Here is a 17,062-nt window from a genome sequence, read left to right on the forward strand (position 1 = left end):
AATAACAGGCAAAACACTACTTTTTACTGGATCTTTCCCACCTTAATCTCCGATCACCAAAAGGTTCTGTTTTCCCTTTTTTATAAATAACCCGTTTACGAATTGTTCCATCTTCTTTATAGTAAAACCATACACCTTCCTTAAGGTTGTTTAGATATGTACCCCTCTCTGCCAGCTTCTTATGTCTGTAAACTTTGGCCTCCCCATTTTTAAAACCATCTGTAAATGGCTCGAAATTGGTTTGGAAACCATTAAATTTTATCGCATAATTCCCGTTTAAAGGCTCTCCCGTTTCCTTTAAACAGGTTTTATCAGTAGCATCATCGTATTCGGTTTGCTCAAGTTCAATATTGATCCATGTCTGTGCAAAACCATTACTGATTGGAATTAAAAAGAAAAATAAAAAAAAGATGCCGGCAAGCATCTTCCTTAAAGCAGATAGCTTTAAAATTAAAATCGATGGAATTAATATTACTTTATTCATTTGTCAGGATGCTAAAATGTTGATATTATTGTTTAAGATTTCAGCTTCATTTACCAAACAAATTTAGCTGTAAAATCTATAGCAAATTGAATGGATTACAATTCGCTGGCAATAAATAACGATTCGTGGCCATTTGCTTTTTTTTCCACATCGATGGCACCCTGAATTCATTATGCTGCTGCCCAATCTTAAGTTTTTCTATTCAAAGAATGGCTTCGAATAAAAACGGCCACGAGCTGTATCACCCTATGATTTGTTTAATTAATACATGGTATTATTTCTTTTAAACTCTTTTTGAATTCAAGGCTTTGCTCCATTGTGTTTTATTGCATCTTGGACATGCCTTGGAATCATTCTCAAAACTAAATACGACATGGCCGCAATACATGCATGCGAATGGCCCTTCAGCACTGAATACATCAACCTTTTTGAAAGATGACGGGAATAATGGCAGCCCATACCTCACATCACTATCAGCATAAAATAAAACGCTTAGCGTTCCATCAACTTCTAGAATCCCTTCCTTAACCTGTCCCAAATGTTCGATATTTAAATTTCTCAGTTCAGAAAAAAATTCCATACGCGAAAAGGTATTATCATTTTCATGTTTTATATCAAATACGCCATCCTTTACTACAGGTAAAACTTTACCTTCCAATAAATGGGCAATATTCTCTGATCGGGAGGCAATCCAGGTTATCAACTTATAGACAAAGATTACACATATAAAGACAACAATCGAATGAAAGATTGGTATTTCTTCTTGAAACATTGGATCTCCAGCAGCTGAGCCCAAACTGATTATAATCGCAACCTCAAAAAGAGTTAACTGCCGAACTCCCCTTCTACCCGAGAGCCTTAGAATGATCAGTATTAGAATAAACATTATAATTGTTCTCGCTCCTATTTCAACAAGAAAGGAGCTTTCCACCCCCTCTGCAAATATTTTTTGTATATCAACCATAACCTTTTAAAATCCAAAAATCTTAATGTGGCCTCCGCCATTTAATCCTAAAACATTCCTCCGGTCGCAATAGTTCATCACTTGGCAAAAACAACTACATAAGGTATCAATCTTCAATGGTGTCGAGCTAATTCTGTCCGCAAGTTGTATATAGTAACCTTGATAGTCTGGATAAGGAACTTGCTCTGGTTGTCTTTCTTCACCTGAATAATAACGAAACAAAATGTCGTGTCCGTATTTGCTTAATTTTTCTTTCCAAAATAAAGGTCTCGGAACCTCAGAAAGGTAAGCGGTCAAATACATTTCTTTTTCGTGGGAACAATTAAAAGAGTCCCTTACCGACCTGTCTGCTGAAATCTGGGACTACTCCTTCTTGGGGGGAAGCCCTTCATATCACTTTTCCTTCCGCCTTGAGCAGAATGAAGACATTTTATACTCTTTATTTGTCAGTGTTATTTTACCCTATTTTGCGATCAGGATAATGCGCCTGCCCAATCGGGAAAAATCATTTAATCCCTGTAAGCGACACTGATTTTCAGGTATTTGAAAAGCTGAAAAAGAAAGTACAAAATGTTTTCCCCGAGCATCTGATAATTTAAGACGATAGGTTGCTACAAACAAAGGTTGATATCTTCGAGGCAGATGGGGAAAATCCTCCGTCAATACAGCACCTTTTATTCTCGACGATAGAAACATAGTTACAGCAGCACTATTCCGCAGTATTTAAGAATACTGAAAAGGTCAAATTCAAAGCAGGCATACATTTGCCTGCTTTGATCATTTAAGAAATATATTCTCTTATCTATGCAGACCTCTTGGGAAATAGTTCTTACATCTGTTTCTGACATATCAGTTTCACCAACACTCCAGATCAACCCATCCTTCATAAATACCGCCGATACCCTTTGGTCCATAAATTTTCCCCTTAACCTGTAATTTTTAGAAATTGGATTTGATTACCAACAATATTGAGCCGGTAACTCAATACAATAGGGCTTCCAGGAAAATTACCTGAGACTTCCGCTTTCAAAATACTTTGATCCTCATTCTTCTCAAAGCTGATAGGCTTCATAATTGACTTATAGTTTTTGTTTGCATCTGAAATCCATTTTTCGATCTCTTTTCGTCCATTGTGCATTTTGCCCTCATCATAAACTACTGCTGTTTCGGTGAAACACTTGGCATATGCAACACTATTGTAGCTCGCTTGTGCTGCCACTAAATCTATTAACACTTTTGGTAATTCCATGATTTCTTATTTTAGTTACTTTTAACCTATACAATTCCTTCCACAAGAACTCCATTATATATTGCCCCCGCTTTGCGGTGTGCTGCGGCCTTCTGGTAAGGCTTGCCAAAATACCATTTCCTTGCTGATTCCATATTTGGAAATTTAGCAACAACGACTCCCTGGATCTGATCACCTTCGAGAACTTCAAAGTCTCCATAAGGAGAAAGAACTTCAATTGGGTGCCCCTTCATAGTCTCTCCAATCAGGCTCCAATATTTCTCTAGCTCTTTTTGATCAATAGTTGTGATTCTTGTAAATATTATGTATGCTGGCATATGATTAAATTTAAACGGTTGGTATTGTCCCGCCATCGATTACAAATTCGGTTCCGGTGAGATATCCTGCTCGTGGTGATACTAAAAAACCGACCAATTCCGCAACCTCTTCGGGTTTTGCCGGCCTGCCAAAAGGTATTCCTCCCAGGCTGTTCATGACCTGTTGAATTGCTTCCTCAACGCTAATACCGGTTCGCTCCGAAATTTCCTGCATCATTCCCGTTGCACCGTCTGTCTGTATCCAGCCCGGCGAAACAGTTAAAACTCGTACCCCTTTCGGTGAGACTTCATTTGATAGATTTTTACTATAATTTAGCAATCCTGCTTTTGCTGCCGCATAAGGTAAAGTTGAATCATATAGTGGTAACCTAGCTTGTATGGAAGCGATATGAATAATGACACCATTTCCCTTCTCCAACATGTGAGGCAAAAAGCCTCGGTCTAAACGGACCGGCGCAAGCAGATTGGTATGAATAGCCTTTTCCCAATCTTCATCGCTCAATACTGAAAAACCTCCGCCTTGTGCATCTGAACCGCCCAGATTATTGACGAGTATATCCAACCTTCCAAATTTTTGAAGAACTTCTGTAACTATTTTTTTGGTTCCGGCAGATTGGCTTAGATCAGCAGAAATAAAATGTAACTTGTCGTTGGCTTGTTTAGGGGCATTTCTTGCCGCAATAATCACCGTTGCGCCTGCATTTAACAAGCGCTCAGCTATTACCTTTCCCGCGCCTTTTGTACCACCTGTCACCAAAGCAAATTTACCCGATAACTCCTTGTTGAAATCAACTATATGTTCCATTATTGAAATATTTTTATACAAATTTCCGACCTATAAACAGTTTACACAAGTACGGAAAAACGAATTGCATAGGGATAAATTTATCCCATATTGTATATTTTCGAACATTGACTTAATTTTGGAATATGTACGAAAAGAAAATACCTTTAAGTCTCAACTGTGGTTTAGACCTGATTGGTGAAGTTCTCTATGGTAAATGGAAAATACGATTATTGTGGTTTATCAATGAAGGGTATAAACGCCCAAGCGAACTCCAGCGCAAAATACCGGATGCTTCACGAAGAGTGCTAAATGTTCAGCTAAAAGAACTTGAAGAGCACGAATTGGTTGCAAAAGTTATTTACCCTGTTGTACCACCTAAAGTGGAATACAGTCTTACTGAATTTGGGAAAACTTTAATCCCTGTAATTTCTGCGCTAGGAAATTGGGGTGATGAGCATCAGGAGCGTCTAAGGAAAGTAATTTTGAAATAAAACGTTCAATTTCCCCGAGGGAAATCCAAAAAAAATGGCTTGCGAAATATCAAAAAAAAGTCGATTCTTCGTTTAGAATCGACTTATATACATACGCTAAAAAAGGTTTGTCCCACAAAAAACATCGTTGTTTTAATGCGGTATTGCAATTTCCGTTCTTCTTTTAATAAGATGGAAAGGAAGTACTGCTTTTTAACATCATTTTGATTTTGGCTCGGCCTTCTCTTGAGCATCTTCTGCTTGAGATGTAATCTGACCTTTCAGTTTATCAAAACCATCGGTCACCGAATTAGCGACATTACTTGCCGTCTCTTTAACACTCGCAGAAGCATTGTTAAACTGATCCTTCACGGCGTCACTAAGTTCTCCATATTTATTCTTTGCCTGATCCTTTAAATCATCTGACTTTTTCTTTATTTTCTTTCTTGTTTCCTCTCCACTTTCTGGAGCAAATAATAGTCCTACAAGTGCTCCAAGAGCAGCACCTGCCAGCATTCCAAGAACTAAGCCTGATTTATTATCTTTGTTGTTGAACATGGTAGTTTTATATTAAGTGGTTTGTAATTAATTCTATACAGTCAAAAAATACAATTAACATACCAACTTAACCAGTCTTCGAAATAAAAACTAAGTTTAGGTAATAATCGGAATCGTTAACCGTACTTAGACCTGTCACTTCATAGATTCTTTGATTCCCAAAATAGAATGGCGTTTAAGCTTCCCTTGGCTTAATTTCTGCCTGAATATTGTTTATCAACAATATTTAGGAAGTTTATAAGTTATTAAATTATGATATTAACATCCATTTATTTAAACTTGTCCTATATCAGCTATTACAGACTAACCGAAGTTTATGGTAATTATTAACAATTTTGAAGAATATAAGGCCTACGAGGGCAAACTCATCGGGGTTTCCAATTGGCACGTAATTAACCAACAGCAGATCAATCTGTTTGCGGATGCGACGCACGATCATCAATGGATACATGTCGACAAACAAAAAGCCGAAGAGGAAGGTCCCTTTTCTTCAACTATTGCACATGGGTATCTGACCCTATCATTAATTCCCTACTTGTGGAAGCAGATTGCAGATGTTAGAAACGTGAAAATGGAAATCAATTATGGAATAGAAAATTTTAGATTTGGACAAGCTGTCCCTGTAGATAGTGAAGTTCAACTCCAAGCAACCGCAAAATCCATCTGCAACCTTCGCGGAACAATAAAAGTGACTATTGAGGCTAAACTTGTTATCAAGAATCAAATTAAGCCAGCTTATATCGGGGATGTAGTATTCCTATATCATTTCAATACCTAAACTCGGTATATTTCATTATCAGCAACGCTATCAAGAACGCCCTTACCTAAGTGTAAAAATTACAACAAAATGCAAGGGCCGCCATTTTTAGCACGCTCTCCTTTTATAGATTTCCGATAATCTTTTATGGTCTCTTATCGACAATTCATCAATTACTTCCCGACAATCACTTTTCGATGTTCAGTTCCCCATTCGGCCAGGGTATTGATGATTTTTTTTAGCGTCAAGCCGTATTCTGTTAGTTGATATTGAACCGTTACGGGTTGCGTGTCGAGAACTATCCACAGTTGCAGCTAGCGGAAACAAAGTGGATGTGCTTGTACTGAATGCGGGAATAGCAAAGCAATATTCAATTGAAGATACAACCGAAGAGGTTTTTGACGACCTTTACAACATCAATGTCAAAGGACTATTCTTTACTTTGCAAAAATTAATCCCTCATTTATCAGAAGGAGATTCCATTGTTCTTATCTCATCTGGAGTCTCTGTGAGCGGGTATGCACAAATGGGTGCTTATGCAGCTACTGAACTGGCAGAATCTTGGAATTAACATTTGAAACGCCACAAGGAAGCAGTCCGTCGATTAGATCTCTCAGCGCTCCTCTATCGATTTCTGGTCGGAAATGTTCATCTCCGAATACGGGGGCTTCGTCTCGATGACTCTCATCCATCAGCATATTTCCCTGCGGATCAAGAAGACGGTATTTGTGTCGCCTCCATCGCTTTAAGACCTGAATCAAAGTGGTAAGGATAAGACGCCGCCGACCGACAGTGAAGAAATGTATATTTCCGCAGAGCTATATTTCGCGAAGGTCTCGAGAAATTGGAACGGAGGTATTTTAATGAAAGCGGAGCATTGAAAAACGTCTGGAGAGAGACGACAATACACCATTCTATGAAGCGGAAAGTCAAATGAGCTGTTAAGATATAAGCCTCATTTTGCTTTAATTTTATTTCTATGCTTTAGACCAAATTTAATTAAAACATTGGCAACTTCCTCCGTTTCTTTAGCATAGGCGGTAAGCGTATAAGAAACGGTCACAGGTTTGGTATCATTAACTGTTCTACTAATCAGCAAATTGTCTTCTAATTCCTGAAGTTCCTTGGATAGAACTTTTGGGGATATTCCCTGAGCCATCTCTTGCAGATCTTTAAACCGCATTGTGCCGTGTTGCTGCAAATTGTGCAGGATACAAAATTTCCATTTGCCACTGAGCAATTCAATGCCATCTTTTAATGCCAATATCGTTTCTTTATCAATATTTTTATTGCTCATATGATAGTTACTTTCCTAAAGGTAATGAATAGTAAATATATATTGAATATCCAATAGTTTTGTTGAACAGAAATTTAAGGAAAATCATTATGAAAGTAACAGTAATCGCAAATATTTCAGCTAATGGAAGAATTTTGATATCCGATAATCCACATCATAAGCTGCCACCGGAAGCAATGGAATTTTACCTACAATTTGTAAGGCAGGTTGGAAATGTAGTGATAGGATTGAAAACATTTGAAAATTTTCTAAATTTTCCAGATCCGGTAAAAGATCATTTTAAGGGAATAGAAATCATCATATTGGCCGATAAACCTTATACGGCTGATGGTTACAAGACTTTAGCAAGTCCTGAAGAGGCAATTGCATATATGTCTGCAAAAGGAGTGCGGGAAATAGCCGTTGGAGGCGGAGCAGGTACTTTCAACGCTTTTTTGGACAAGAATTTGGTTACCGATATTTATTTTAACGTCAGCCCTATAATCACTGGAGCTGGAGCAATTTTAGCAAACAATAAGGAGTTAAGTTCAAAGTTCAAGTACAAAGGACAGGCGCTTAAAAACGGTTTTCTTCAATTGCATCTAACTAAAGAATACTAAATAACGACAAACCAAAAATGTCTTTCAAAAATAGTTGAATGACGGAAACAAATCCGCTAAAATTATTTCTTTCGGATCTATATCAACGATGTATGTCTCCTTCAATTCTATCTTCGAAACGCTATGTGCCGCAGCATTTTGTGCTAAATACTTGGGCGATATGGAAGTGCAAGAGATGCACGAAAAAATAATATCACCGAAAATAGTACAATGACTAGCGTGCGTATATTGTGATGTTTTTTGATTTCTTTCATAAGCTCTTTTGTTCAAATTCTAAAAGGCTAATTGCTTTTTTCATTTTGTGCAAAGAAGACCGTATAAAATCCGACCAATAGTAATAACAAAATGGAAACTTCATATAAGAAGTTTTATAGAAATTAAATCTACTTAATTTATCCGTCGCTTCCAACTGTAGTCAAACGAACAGCTTTCGCACCTAACAAAGAAATAATTGGTGTATATTTTAATGTTGTATTAGCTCTAAACTTACCAAAGTTCCATTATCCAATAGAAGATTAAAACTTTAATAAATCGTTGACGTTTTTGACCAATGTCAACGACTGTATCCTAATATAAAGTGCATCTTTGACGTATAAAATAATAAGCGATGAGAGAGCAACTATTACAATTGTTACGTGAGAAAGCGTTGTTAACCGAACAGCAATTAGCAGAGGCCCTAACTTATTTTAAACATCAATCGATAAAGAAAAATAACCATCTGCTCAACGAAGGTTCCATTGCAGACTATCTTTTCTTTGTCGGTAAAGGCTGTTTGCGCCTATATTTTCGCAATGACGAACTATCAACGGCAACCCGATTCATGGCTTTTGAGCATACTTTTCTAACCTCTATCGTTAGTTTTATCTCAAGACAGCCAGCTACAGAATTTATCCAAGCAGTAGAAGATACGGAGGTGCTCAGCATCAGCAACACTGATTTTACCTTTTTGAGGGAAAACATGCCTGGCTGGGACAATTTTTATATCTACATTCTCGAATATGGATTAACTGTCATAAATAATAAACTCAGCAGCTTATTAACTCAAACCGCTAAAGAACGCTATCGCGATCTACTGAAAAATAATCCTGAGCTCATACAGCGTTTGTCTAATGTCAACCTTGCGGCTTATCTGGCCATATCGCCTGAAACACTAAGTAGACTAAAATCTACTATATAACTAATAAAAAATGAGAAGCGATGAAGTAAAGAAGGGATACCAACGTACTCCCCATAGAGCCCTATTTCGGGCCACAGGCATAAATGATAACGATTTCGATAAGCCTTTTATTGGAGTAGCAAATTCCTTTATCGAAATTATACCCGGACATTTTTTTCTGAATAAGGTTGCTGAGATCATTAAAGAAGAAATCAAGGCAAACGGATGTATTCCTTTTGAATTCAATACGATAGGTATTGACGATGGTATTGCTATGGGACACGATGGTATGCTTTACTCGCTCCCCAGCCGAGAATTAATTGCCAACTCAATTGAAAGCGTCATGAATGCACACAAATTGGATGCAATGATAGCTATCCCTAACTGCGATAAGATTGTACCCGGGATGATTATGGGTGCGCTACGTGTAGATGTGCCTACAATTTTTGTAAGTGGAGGACCCATGCGAAAAGGATATACCAAAGATGGTACTGCCATTGACCTGTCTACAGCTTTCGAGGCTGTGGGCAAACACGAAGCGGGCTTAATCAGTGACGATGAACTCAAAGACATCGAGTGTAACGCATGCCCCAGTGGTGGTAGTTGCTCGGGTATGTTTACAGCAAATTCCATGAACACGCTGATGGAAGCTATGGGTATAGCACTACCTGGTAATGGAACCATATTGGCGTTAACACCCGAGCGTGAAAATCTATATCGGGAATCAGCCAGAAGGATCTGTGAAATCGCCAAAGACGATCAGCTTTCCAAGCAATTCAAACTTAAAAACATCATTAATGCAAAAGCCATCCAGAATGCTTTTGCAGTGGATATGGCTATGGGTGGTAGTACCAATACTGTTCTTCATATGCTTGCTATAGCTCACGAAGCAGATGTAGATTTTCAGCTTAGGGACATTAATTCAATATCGGATCAAGTAGCTCACATCGCAAAAATATCGCCCAGTTTAAGCACCGTTCACATGGAAGACGTCCATCGCGCCGGGGGCGTAAATGCTGTAATGAACGAAATGACCAAGCGCAGCAACCATGTCCTCCTGGATAATATAACGGTCGGTGGCGAAATGCTATTCGAAAAGATTGCAAATGCAGCGATCAAAGATTCAACAATTATACATACAATAAACAATCCATACAGTCCTGTCGGAGGATTGGCGATTCTATTTGGAAATCTGGCAGAGCAGGGAGCTGTGGTAAAATCCGCAGGAATCACGGGCGAAAAGAAATTTAGCGGGACTGCAGTTTGCTATGATAGCCAACAAGATGCCATAGTAGGCATCCTTGCCGGTGAGATCAAAGCTGGCGATGTTGTGGTGATCCGTTACGAAGGTCCCAAAGGTGGGCCGGGGATGCAGGAAATGTTGACACCTACAAGCCTGATCATGGGAATGGGATTGGGTAGTTCGGTAGCCTTGATAACAGATGGGCGATTCAGCGGAGCTACTCGCGGAATAGCTATAGGACATGTCTCCCCTGAGGCTGCTGAAGGTGGATTAATTGGATTACTAAAAAACAGAGACCACATCGTTATTGATATTGACCAACATATGCTTTCAGCTGACATAAGCGAAGATGAGATACAATTGCGAAGAAATAACTTTATTCCGATCAGAAAAAAACTAAATTCTAAATGGTTGAGTCAATATCGGCAACTTGTTAGCAATGCTAGCAGTGGTGCTATATTAAATTGTGATTTTTGAAAATAAAATCGTCTCAGCTTAGCGAATTGACGTGATAGCCAAATTTTAATGATTTAGGAAAATAAGGAAGTACCCCCAAAAAAACTATTAAATTAAAAGTTCAAGTTGCAACGCGTCAACTTGGACTTTTAACAACTTTCTACTCCTTTCTGGAGACTTGTAGTCCGATTGATAAAAACTTCTTGAATACAATAGATTAAACCCATAAAAACAGATATGCGTTGTTTAACGAGATGCGGAGTATATATGACATATTCATTGACTGTCTTTCGGTTGATGCCCCACAACCTAGCGATGGAGCGATTACTCTCCTCACGGGCTTTTAATTGAATTATATTTATTTGAAAAAAAGTCCAGCTATAAGTAACATAACTGAACTCCGTAGTTTTTATTTATACACTTAGTGGGACAGTCCCGACCGTTACACAATTCTATAACCTCTTCTCATTATAAACCGCGTTTAACATTTTGAAACTTTACCTCCGTCAATTTGCTGATTAATAATAAAAAACTTATCTCAAATCGATAGAATTTCGTATCCTTCCACGCCAATGTTGATCAATTATTGTAAAAACAAAGTAATCATCGAACCATTAAAAACAACCAAATACCACTTTTTAGTGGTCGTTTTATTCATAATATTCGATCTTTCTTTTTATTAAAATTCCGCCTTCAAATTCGTCTTTAGGATTTCTTTTAATAATCTGCTTTTGTTCAACCCAATTTTCATAATGATCATAAATATATGAATAGGTTGATGATTGTATGGTAGGGCTTTCTTCAGATCTGCTTTTTTCTTCTTCTATATCGCCATGTGAGTTGTATTTATAATTTTTTGTTTCTTTAAAATAAGAAGAATTTAGCTCGATTGGTTTATTTGAATTGTCATATCTGATATCGACAACCCCTGATATATTGCCATCAAAATTGTCAGTTTTTTCTTGAATCATATTTTTATTCTGATCATATATTTTAGTGGCAATAGAAACTAACAAAAACTCTTTTTTTGTTTCGTCGTATTCATAACGTTTTATTGTTTCGTCATTTTCATTATAAAAATAATCCGTGTATGCGCTAAATTGATTCAGACTTAACCTATTGCCTTCGTACCGGTTTTCAATCTTTTTTGTCAATTGTTTTTGTTCATTATAAGAGAACAAAATCTCCCCATATTTATCCCCTGTAACTGTGCCAATTAGTTCTATTTTGCAGAGTTTGCCTTTTTCATAGATATATCTTTCATTTAAATTGTAATTATTTTTATTCTTGCTTTTGTCAAACTCTACGATATAGATAGTTGAAACGGTACCATCTAAATTGTACTCTTTATATTGATCCAGTCCTTGCATGTCGCTTCTGTTAATAGGCCGCCCCGCTATTCCATGGTAGGTTATTTCCTCTGTTTTTATCTGGGGTTTAGTTTTCTGTGTATCTTGTCCAAAAGCAAAAACGCACAGTAAGAACATTGACATAAATGCTGTTATTTTTTTTCTCATATCGTATTTTTTATGACCTATCCCCACATATATAGCCTCGCAAAATAGTACACCAAAGCTTAATTCACCATTTTTAAAATAGCGCGAGCTCGCTACCGAACTTCAATTACTTGACTCAACCTCACGTATGTAAATATACGGCCGGTCTTTTTGGTATGAAAGGCTATTTTATAATTCGTAAAGCTGTATTTATTATCCGCTATCATTTTTCAATTATCGGGATAGAATCATGGTATAATATTTCTTAAGGGGACAAGATTAATAACTAAACTTATTATGCAGAGCACCGATTTGTAGAGAAAAGATGAGACCGGCTGGAATCTGTTGTGACATTGTCTTAAAAACGATAAATCTCTTTATACGGTGCAAAATAAGCCACATACAGAATAAAATCTATCAGTGAGTATCAGATATATTGCTAATTTTTAGCCTTTAAGAACATGCTTGTAGGTGAATGCAATCCGTTTATCATTTAAATTCCATTGGGCCGTTTCGTTGGAAATCAGTTCATCATGTCGCTTGCGAATATCTCTTAATGCATTACCGACAGATTTACGCAGGTATTCACTTTCGCTGGCCTTATGCAAACTGATAAGTTGTATGGCCACTTTGGGGTGGATTTTAAAATAAGGGCGGCTGGTCCAAATTCTCAGGCCTTCTGTCACAGCCCTGCAAACATTGGGATGTTTGTCACTAAGCCACTCTTTTATTACCAGTAAGGACTGCTCGTAGCCATTGTCTTTACAGAACTGATCAAATGCTTTCGCTACTATTTCCTGTACCTGCCAGCTTTGGTCGGACCGGGCGACCTCTTTAAGCTGGTTTAATACCTGGATGTCTTTCGCAGCAATAAATCCCAGAATGAATATCGCGCAACACCTAAGTTGGTAATGCTCACTTTTCAGCAAGCGGATCGCTATCGACTTTGCATCCTCCAAACTTTCCTGTCCGATGATCTCCAGCGCTTCCTCTTCAAAAGGTTTGAACCCATGCTCAATCTTCGTAAGTTTCTTTTCAAGTGAATCCATGATAACAATTTACTTCCACAAGTTACAAATAATTCATAAGTGTCTTATAATCTAAGATTAACTTAAATCCTGATGAAATAAGAATAACCAGTATAGCTTCCGCGCTGACCTATCGAAAATAGAATTCCTATACTCACACTTATCAATTTCTGAATTTATAGTAATTGTCTACTACATTATCGCAGCCTTATTTCCCGGAACAATTGATACAAATAAAAGATACTACAACTACACTTTTGTGTAATGGTTCTATTCCTCGTTTTACCTAAAACTTTTTTAGCTTTTCGGTCAATTAATAGATGTACAAAAGATAACAGTTTAAACCAAATGACCGGCAATCAGGCTTGCCATGATAGATTCAGAAATTTGGAAAAATGGGGTACTTACATGTTGTTTATAATAACTTGAAGCAAAACTAAAGCTTGTTTAGAATGATCTTCACTTTCATTTTATTTTGACCACAACTTTTCCTTTCGCTCTTCCATTTTCGACATATTCCAAAGCTTTGTTGGTTTCTCCAAACGGAAATACTTTGTCTATAATAGGCTGAATGATTCCAGACTCTATCAATTTTGTAATTTCATTGAGCTGGTTTCCATCTGCCTTCATAAAAAGGAACGTGTAATCAACGCCCAATTTTTTCGCCTTTTTCTTAATCCCGAAGCTCAGAAATCTTGTTACCATCTTTACCAGCCAATTCGCATGTATAGCTTCAGCAAACTCAGGTGTTGGTGGACCGGAAATTGAAATGACCCTCCCTCCTGCTTTTAAAATATTTAATGATTTTTCAAGTGTTTTATTATCCTGGCTATTTAAAACGAGGTCATAATCTTTCAGTATTGCTTCAAAATCCTGTGTTTTATAATCAATTAAAACATCAGCGCCTATTTCTTTCAGGAAATCAAAACTTTTGGCACTTGCAGTTGTCGCAACAGTTGCGCCAAGATGTTTCGCCAACTGGATCGCAATGGTACCTACTCCTCCCGAACCTGCCTGAATAAATACCTTTTGTCCTTTTTTTAACCGACCAATTTCCACCAGAGCCTGCCACGCTGTGAGTGCGACCAAAGGAACCGATGCAGCTTCTTCCATCGAAAGATTCTTTGGTTTAAAGGCTAAATCTTCTTCCCTCACCGTTATATATTCTGCAAATGTACCTATATGAAAGTCGGTCGGCCTAGCATAAACTTCATCTCCAACATTGTATTTTTTCACATTCTTTCCCACTTCCTTTACAATTCCAGCAAGATCGTGACCTAAAATAAGCGGCATTTTGTAGGGAAGAATAAGTTTGAATTCCCCTGTTTTTATTTTCGAATCTAACAGGTTTAAACCTGTTGCATAAATCTCCACCAAAACTTCATTGTTTTTAATTTTTGGTAAAGAAACATCTGTCAGCTGCAGGCCTCCCTTTGTATATTTATTAATTAGAAATGCTTTCATGATTATTTCAATTTTATATACTCTTTTTTAGCATTGATTATATTATAGGCCGTCTTAGGCGCAATCCTATTAAGAATGGAAATAACCTTTGTATCCCCCACTTTTATCGTTTCAACGTCTTTCTTCATACCTAAAATCAGCCCCTTGACCAGTTGTTGCGTACTTATCTTTTTATCCTGCCGATCGGCGACCATATCGGTATCGACCAAAGGTGGAAGCAATTCAAAAACTTTCACCGAACTATGGATTGCCTGCAAATGTGACCGCAATGATTTTGTATAAAATGCCAAAGCCGTTTTCGAAGCAGAATACGTTGCTTCCAATACCGACGGAACTATGCTCAAAATGGAGGTTGTATTGATGATTGCTGCCTCTTGACGGGATTTGAGCATTTCCATAAATAGATTATTCAGGCGGATTATCCCGAAATAATTAACCTCCATTTCATAAACAGCACCTTCCAGATGTCTAGTGTCGGCAATACCAAGGTTTAACGGAGCAACCCCAACACCTGCATTATTGTACAGGATGTCAATACCCCCCATTTCGCTTACCTTTTCATAAAGAGCGATTGCATCCTTCTCCTGAGAAGCGTCAGATTGAATAATCGTTATTTCAGGATATTGCTTTTTTACGGCTTCCAGTTTTGACTGGTTTCTTCCCGTAATAATTACGCTGTTTCCCAGTGCTAAAAACTGTTTTGCAGCTTCCAGTCCTATTCCTGAACCTCCTCCAGTTATCAGGATCACCTTATTTTTCAAATTCATAATGAAAAATTTAATAAGAACTGAACCAATCTTTTAATTTCTCAAAAGACTGATTCAGCTTGTATTTATGCCTGAACTAATTTTGCCATAGCTTCCCCAATTGCATTTGCGTAAACCTTTGTATCACCAACAGGAATATCAAACAAATTGTTTTCCAGTCCAATAAACAGTTCGTCCGCCACTTCACTGGGCGCAATTCCAGCCGCCCCACCTATTTCAGCAGAAAAATCGGTGTTTACCAATGGAGGATAGACCTCATAGACTTGAAGTTTTTGCTGCTCTTCATAAGTTTTTCTCAGAGCTGTAGTATAGCTATGTAGTGCCGCTTTCGTTGCACCATAGGTTGGAAGAAATTTATGACTTCCATATACAGCAATAGACGAAACGTTGACCACCGCTGATTCTTCTTTTTCCAACAAATGTGGAATCATTAATTCTGTAAAGTGAATGATCGCAAAATAGTTCGTATTCATCTCGATCATTGCTTTTTCGTGTGCATTGGTCGTTTCACTGAGTAAATATCCAAAAGCTGCTCCCGCATTATTAATGATGATATTTACATCATGATGATTTGTCTTCAAATCTTCTGCAATTCGTATCCTATCTGTTTCTACTGAGAGATCGCCCTGAATGGCAACGGCATCTTTCAACTCGGTCAACGCTCTTTGAAGACGGTCCTCATTACGTCCGTTTATAATAATTTTATTTCCTGTTTCATTTAGTTTTTTGGCAATTGCCAATCCTATTCCTGCGCTTCCGCCGCTAATGAATATAGTATTTCCTGTTGTTTTCATTTTGACAAATTTTGTTTGATATTATTTTATGTATATAACTGTGTTCTTATTTATTTAAAAATGGATAATCTGTATATCCCTTTTCACCGGGTGTGTAGAAGGTATCCTGATCAGGAGTATTCAGTATAGAATCTCTTTTATAGCGTTCTACAAGATCTGGGTTGGCTATAAATGGAACGCCAAAAGACACCAGATCCGCATCTCCATCCTCCAAGACCTGTGTGGCCGTTTCTTTATTGAAAGCACGGTTAATGATAATAGTTCCTTTATAAATTTCACGAAAATGCTTTGCCACGTGCTGAATCGCATTTTTATTACCCGTTAAATCGGTGAAAGGCTCTATTAAATGAATGTAGGCCAGATCATAATCATTTAACCGGCTGACAATGTAATTATACGTCGCAATGGTCTCATCATCCACAGCAATTCCCATTATTCCATTCAACGATGGATTGAGACGCACGCCAACATTTTTGATGTCAGCCACTTCTCTGATCGCATCTAATATTTCAAAAAGAATTCTTGCGCGATTTTCAGGAGAACCTCCGTATTCATCTGTTCTGTTATTGGCATTTTTGCTGAAAAACTGCTGCAAAAGATAGCCGTTTGCACCATGAAGCTCTATCCCGTCAAAACCAGCACGGAAAGCATTGATAGCTCCTTGTTTAAAATCGTTAACTGTTCTTTTGATATCTTCAATTGTCATCGGCTGAGGAGCAACGGTAGGTTTAAAGCCTTCTAAAGTAAATGCTTTCTGCCTAGGATTAAAATCGGATGGAGCAAGAGGTAATCTGCCCTCATGCAAATCGGGATGCGAATAAGCTCCTGTATGCCAGAGCTGGGCAAAGATCTTCCCTCCTTTGTCGTGAACAGAATCAGTGACCAATTTCCAGCCTTCAACCTGGTTATCTGTATAGATTCCGGGAACATTGATAAATCCAATACCCTCCTCACTGATAAAAGTGCCTTCGGTAATGATCAGTCCGGCTGTTGCACGCTGCGCGTAATATATCGCAGTCAGTTCGGTTGCAACATTACCCTCGTTGGCAGATCGGGCTCTGGTCATCGGAGCCATTACCATCCTGTTATTTAACCGTTTACCATTAAGCTCGTAGCTTTCAAACAACTTGTTGCTCATATTTCAATTCTTTGGTTTAATATTTAAAATATACTTTT

The 17,062-nt window shown here is 37.8% G+C and carries 23 protein-coding genes; 7 read left to right on the forward strand and 16 right to left on the reverse strand.

What is annotated here, in order from left to right; genetic code table 11:
- Nucleotides 1–16 precede the first annotated feature (16 nt).
- The 7 genes from M2419_RS00255 to M2419_RS00285 all read right to left on the reverse strand — a co-directional run bounded on the left by M2419_RS00255 (nt 17) and on the right by M2419_RS00285 (nt 3,819).
- Nucleotides 17–484: a hypothetical protein gene (locus M2419_RS00255; RefSeq protein ID WP_159732661.1), complete on the reverse strand. Its 468-nt coding sequence runs from the start codon at nt 482–484 to the stop codon at nt 17–19.
- A 283-nt stretch (nt 485–767) separates the two neighbouring features.
- Complete coding sequence (locus tag M2419_RS00260; RefSeq protein WP_159732657.1) at nt 768–1,448, reverse strand: DUF421 domain-containing protein; 681 nt, start codon at nt 1,446–1,448, stop codon at nt 768–770.
- Between the two features lie 6 nt (nt 1,449–1,454).
- Nucleotides 1,455–1,751 carry a hypothetical protein gene (locus tag M2419_RS00265; RefSeq protein WP_259254000.1) on the reverse strand — a complete coding sequence of 99 codons (297 nt, stop codon included), beginning with the start codon at nt 1,749–1,751 and terminating at the stop codon, nt 1,455–1,457.
- A gap of 395 nt (nt 1,752–2,146) precedes the next feature.
- Nucleotides 2,147–2,362 carry a hypothetical protein gene (locus M2419_RS00270; protein ID WP_259254002.1) on the reverse strand — a complete coding sequence of 72 codons (216 nt, stop codon included), beginning with the start codon at nt 2,360–2,362 and terminating at the stop codon, nt 2,147–2,149.
- 11 nt (nt 2,363–2,373) lie between these two features.
- Nucleotides 2,374–2,697, reverse strand: a complete 324-nt coding sequence (locus M2419_RS00275; RefSeq protein WP_075993091.1) for a hypothetical protein — start codon at nt 2,695–2,697, stop codon at nt 2,374–2,376.
- Between the two features lie 26 nt (nt 2,698–2,723).
- Nucleotides 2,724–3,014: a DUF1330 domain-containing protein gene (locus M2419_RS00280; protein ID WP_159732651.1), complete on the reverse strand. Its 291-nt coding sequence runs from the start codon at nt 3,012–3,014 to the stop codon at nt 2,724–2,726.
- Nucleotides 3,015–3,024: 10 nt separating this feature from the next.
- Nucleotides 3,025–3,819 carry an SDR family oxidoreductase gene (locus tag M2419_RS00285; RefSeq protein WP_259254003.1) on the reverse strand — a complete coding sequence of 265 codons (795 nt, stop codon included), beginning with the start codon at nt 3,817–3,819 and terminating at the stop codon, nt 3,025–3,027.
- A 125-nt stretch (nt 3,820–3,944) separates the two neighbouring features.
- Here M2419_RS00285 and M2419_RS00290 point away from each other — a divergent pair, with 125 nt between their 5' ends.
- A complete protein-coding gene (locus M2419_RS00290) occupies nt 3,945–4,292 on the forward strand; it encodes a helix-turn-helix domain-containing protein (protein WP_075993094.1) in 348 nt (115 codons plus the stop codon).
- A 198-nt stretch (nt 4,293–4,490) separates the two neighbouring features.
- Here M2419_RS00290 and M2419_RS00295 read toward each other — a convergent pair whose 3' ends face one another.
- Entirely contained in the window at nt 4,491–4,829 is a 339-nt protein-coding gene (locus M2419_RS00295; protein WP_159732645.1) for a YtxH domain-containing protein, read from the reverse strand.
- 316 nt (nt 4,830–5,145) lie between these two features.
- Here M2419_RS00295 and M2419_RS00300 point away from each other — a divergent pair, with 316 nt between their 5' ends.
- The gene (locus M2419_RS00300) at nt 5,146–5,607 is read left to right on the forward strand and encodes a MaoC family dehydratase (protein ID WP_120333731.1); all 462 of its coding nucleotides are present in this window, start codon (nt 5,146–5,148) and stop codon (nt 5,605–5,607) included.
- Between the two features lie 152 nt (nt 5,608–5,759).
- Here the strand turns inward: M2419_RS00300 and M2419_RS00305 are convergent, their stop codons facing one another.
- A complete protein-coding gene (locus M2419_RS00305) occupies nt 5,760–5,900 on the reverse strand; it encodes a helix-turn-helix domain-containing protein (protein ID WP_159732672.1) in 141 nt (46 codons plus the stop codon).
- On the opposite strand from M2419_RS00305, the gene M2419_RS00310 reads away from it, so the two are divergent.
- Both M2419_RS00310 and M2419_RS00315 read left to right on the forward strand, forming a co-directional pair.
- Nucleotides 5,855–6,157 (forward strand): SDR family oxidoreductase, encoded by a 303-nt coding sequence (locus tag M2419_RS00310; RefSeq protein ID WP_235033004.1) that lies wholly within the window; start codon nt 5,855–5,857, stop codon nt 6,155–6,157. The genes M2419_RS00305 and M2419_RS00310 overlap by 46 nt on opposite strands.
- A gap of 3 nt (nt 6,158–6,160) precedes the next feature.
- Entirely contained in the window at nt 6,161–6,355 is a 195-nt protein-coding gene (locus M2419_RS00315; protein ID WP_159732639.1) for a hypothetical protein, read from the forward strand.
- A gap of 186 nt (nt 6,356–6,541) precedes the next feature.
- Here M2419_RS00315 and M2419_RS00320 read toward each other — a convergent pair whose 3' ends face one another.
- On the reverse strand, nt 6,542–6,883 hold the full coding sequence (locus M2419_RS00320; protein ID WP_182331526.1) for a helix-turn-helix domain-containing protein: 342 nt from the start codon (nt 6,881–6,883) through the stop codon (nt 6,542–6,544).
- Nucleotides 6,884–6,972: 89 nt separating this feature from the next.
- Between M2419_RS00320 and M2419_RS00325 the strand changes: the two genes are divergently transcribed.
- The 3 genes from M2419_RS00325 to ilvD all read left to right on the forward strand — a co-directional run bounded on the left by M2419_RS00325 (nt 6,973) and on the right by ilvD (nt 10,358).
- Nucleotides 6,973–7,482: a dihydrofolate reductase family protein gene (locus M2419_RS00325; RefSeq protein ID WP_259254006.1), complete on the forward strand. Its 510-nt coding sequence runs from the start codon at nt 6,973–6,975 to the stop codon at nt 7,480–7,482.
- 607 nt (nt 7,483–8,089) lie between these two features.
- The gene (locus M2419_RS00330) at nt 8,090–8,659 is read left to right on the forward strand and encodes a Crp/Fnr family transcriptional regulator (RefSeq protein ID WP_153848103.1); all 570 of its coding nucleotides are present in this window, start codon (nt 8,090–8,092) and stop codon (nt 8,657–8,659) included.
- 10 nt (nt 8,660–8,669) lie between these two features.
- Nucleotides 8,670–10,358: a dihydroxy-acid dehydratase gene (gene ilvD, locus M2419_RS00335; RefSeq protein ID WP_153848104.1), complete on the forward strand. Its 1,689-nt coding sequence runs from the start codon at nt 8,670–8,672 to the stop codon at nt 10,356–10,358.
- A 629-nt stretch (nt 10,359–10,987) separates the two neighbouring features.
- On the opposite strand, the gene M2419_RS00340 is transcribed toward ilvD, so the two are convergent.
- From M2419_RS00340 to M2419_RS00365, 6 genes are all read right to left on the reverse strand, one after another.
- Entirely contained in the window at nt 10,988–11,854 is an 867-nt protein-coding gene (locus M2419_RS00340; RefSeq protein ID WP_153848105.1) for a hypothetical protein, read from the reverse strand.
- Nucleotides 11,855–12,279: 425 nt separating this feature from the next.
- On the reverse strand, nt 12,280–12,882 hold the full coding sequence (locus tag M2419_RS00345) for a HEAT repeat domain-containing protein (protein ID WP_153848106.1): 603 nt from the start codon (nt 12,880–12,882) through the stop codon (nt 12,280–12,282).
- A 444-nt stretch (nt 12,883–13,326) separates the two neighbouring features.
- On the reverse strand, nt 13,327–14,325 hold the full coding sequence (locus tag M2419_RS00350; RefSeq protein ID WP_153848107.1) for an NADP-dependent oxidoreductase: 999 nt from the start codon (nt 14,323–14,325) through the stop codon (nt 13,327–13,329).
- 2 nt (nt 14,326–14,327) lie between these two features.
- Nucleotides 14,328–15,092 (reverse strand): SDR family oxidoreductase, encoded by a 765-nt coding sequence (locus M2419_RS00355; RefSeq protein ID WP_153848108.1) that lies wholly within the window; start codon nt 15,090–15,092, stop codon nt 14,328–14,330.
- 65 nt (nt 15,093–15,157) lie between these two features.
- A complete protein-coding gene (locus M2419_RS00360; protein ID WP_153848109.1) occupies nt 15,158–15,886 on the reverse strand; it encodes an SDR family NAD(P)-dependent oxidoreductase in 729 nt (242 codons plus the stop codon).
- A 46-nt stretch (nt 15,887–15,932) separates the two neighbouring features.
- Nucleotides 15,933–17,024 (reverse strand): alkene reductase, encoded by a 1,092-nt coding sequence (locus M2419_RS00365; RefSeq protein WP_153848110.1) that lies wholly within the window; start codon nt 17,022–17,024, stop codon nt 15,933–15,935.
- Nucleotides 17,025–17,062 lie beyond the last annotated feature (38 nt).

The organism is Sphingobacterium sp. BIGb0116 (genome assembly GCF_024808035.1).
GTDB lineage: Bacteria > Bacteroidota > Bacteroidia > Sphingobacteriales > Sphingobacteriaceae > Sphingobacterium > Sphingobacterium paramultivorum.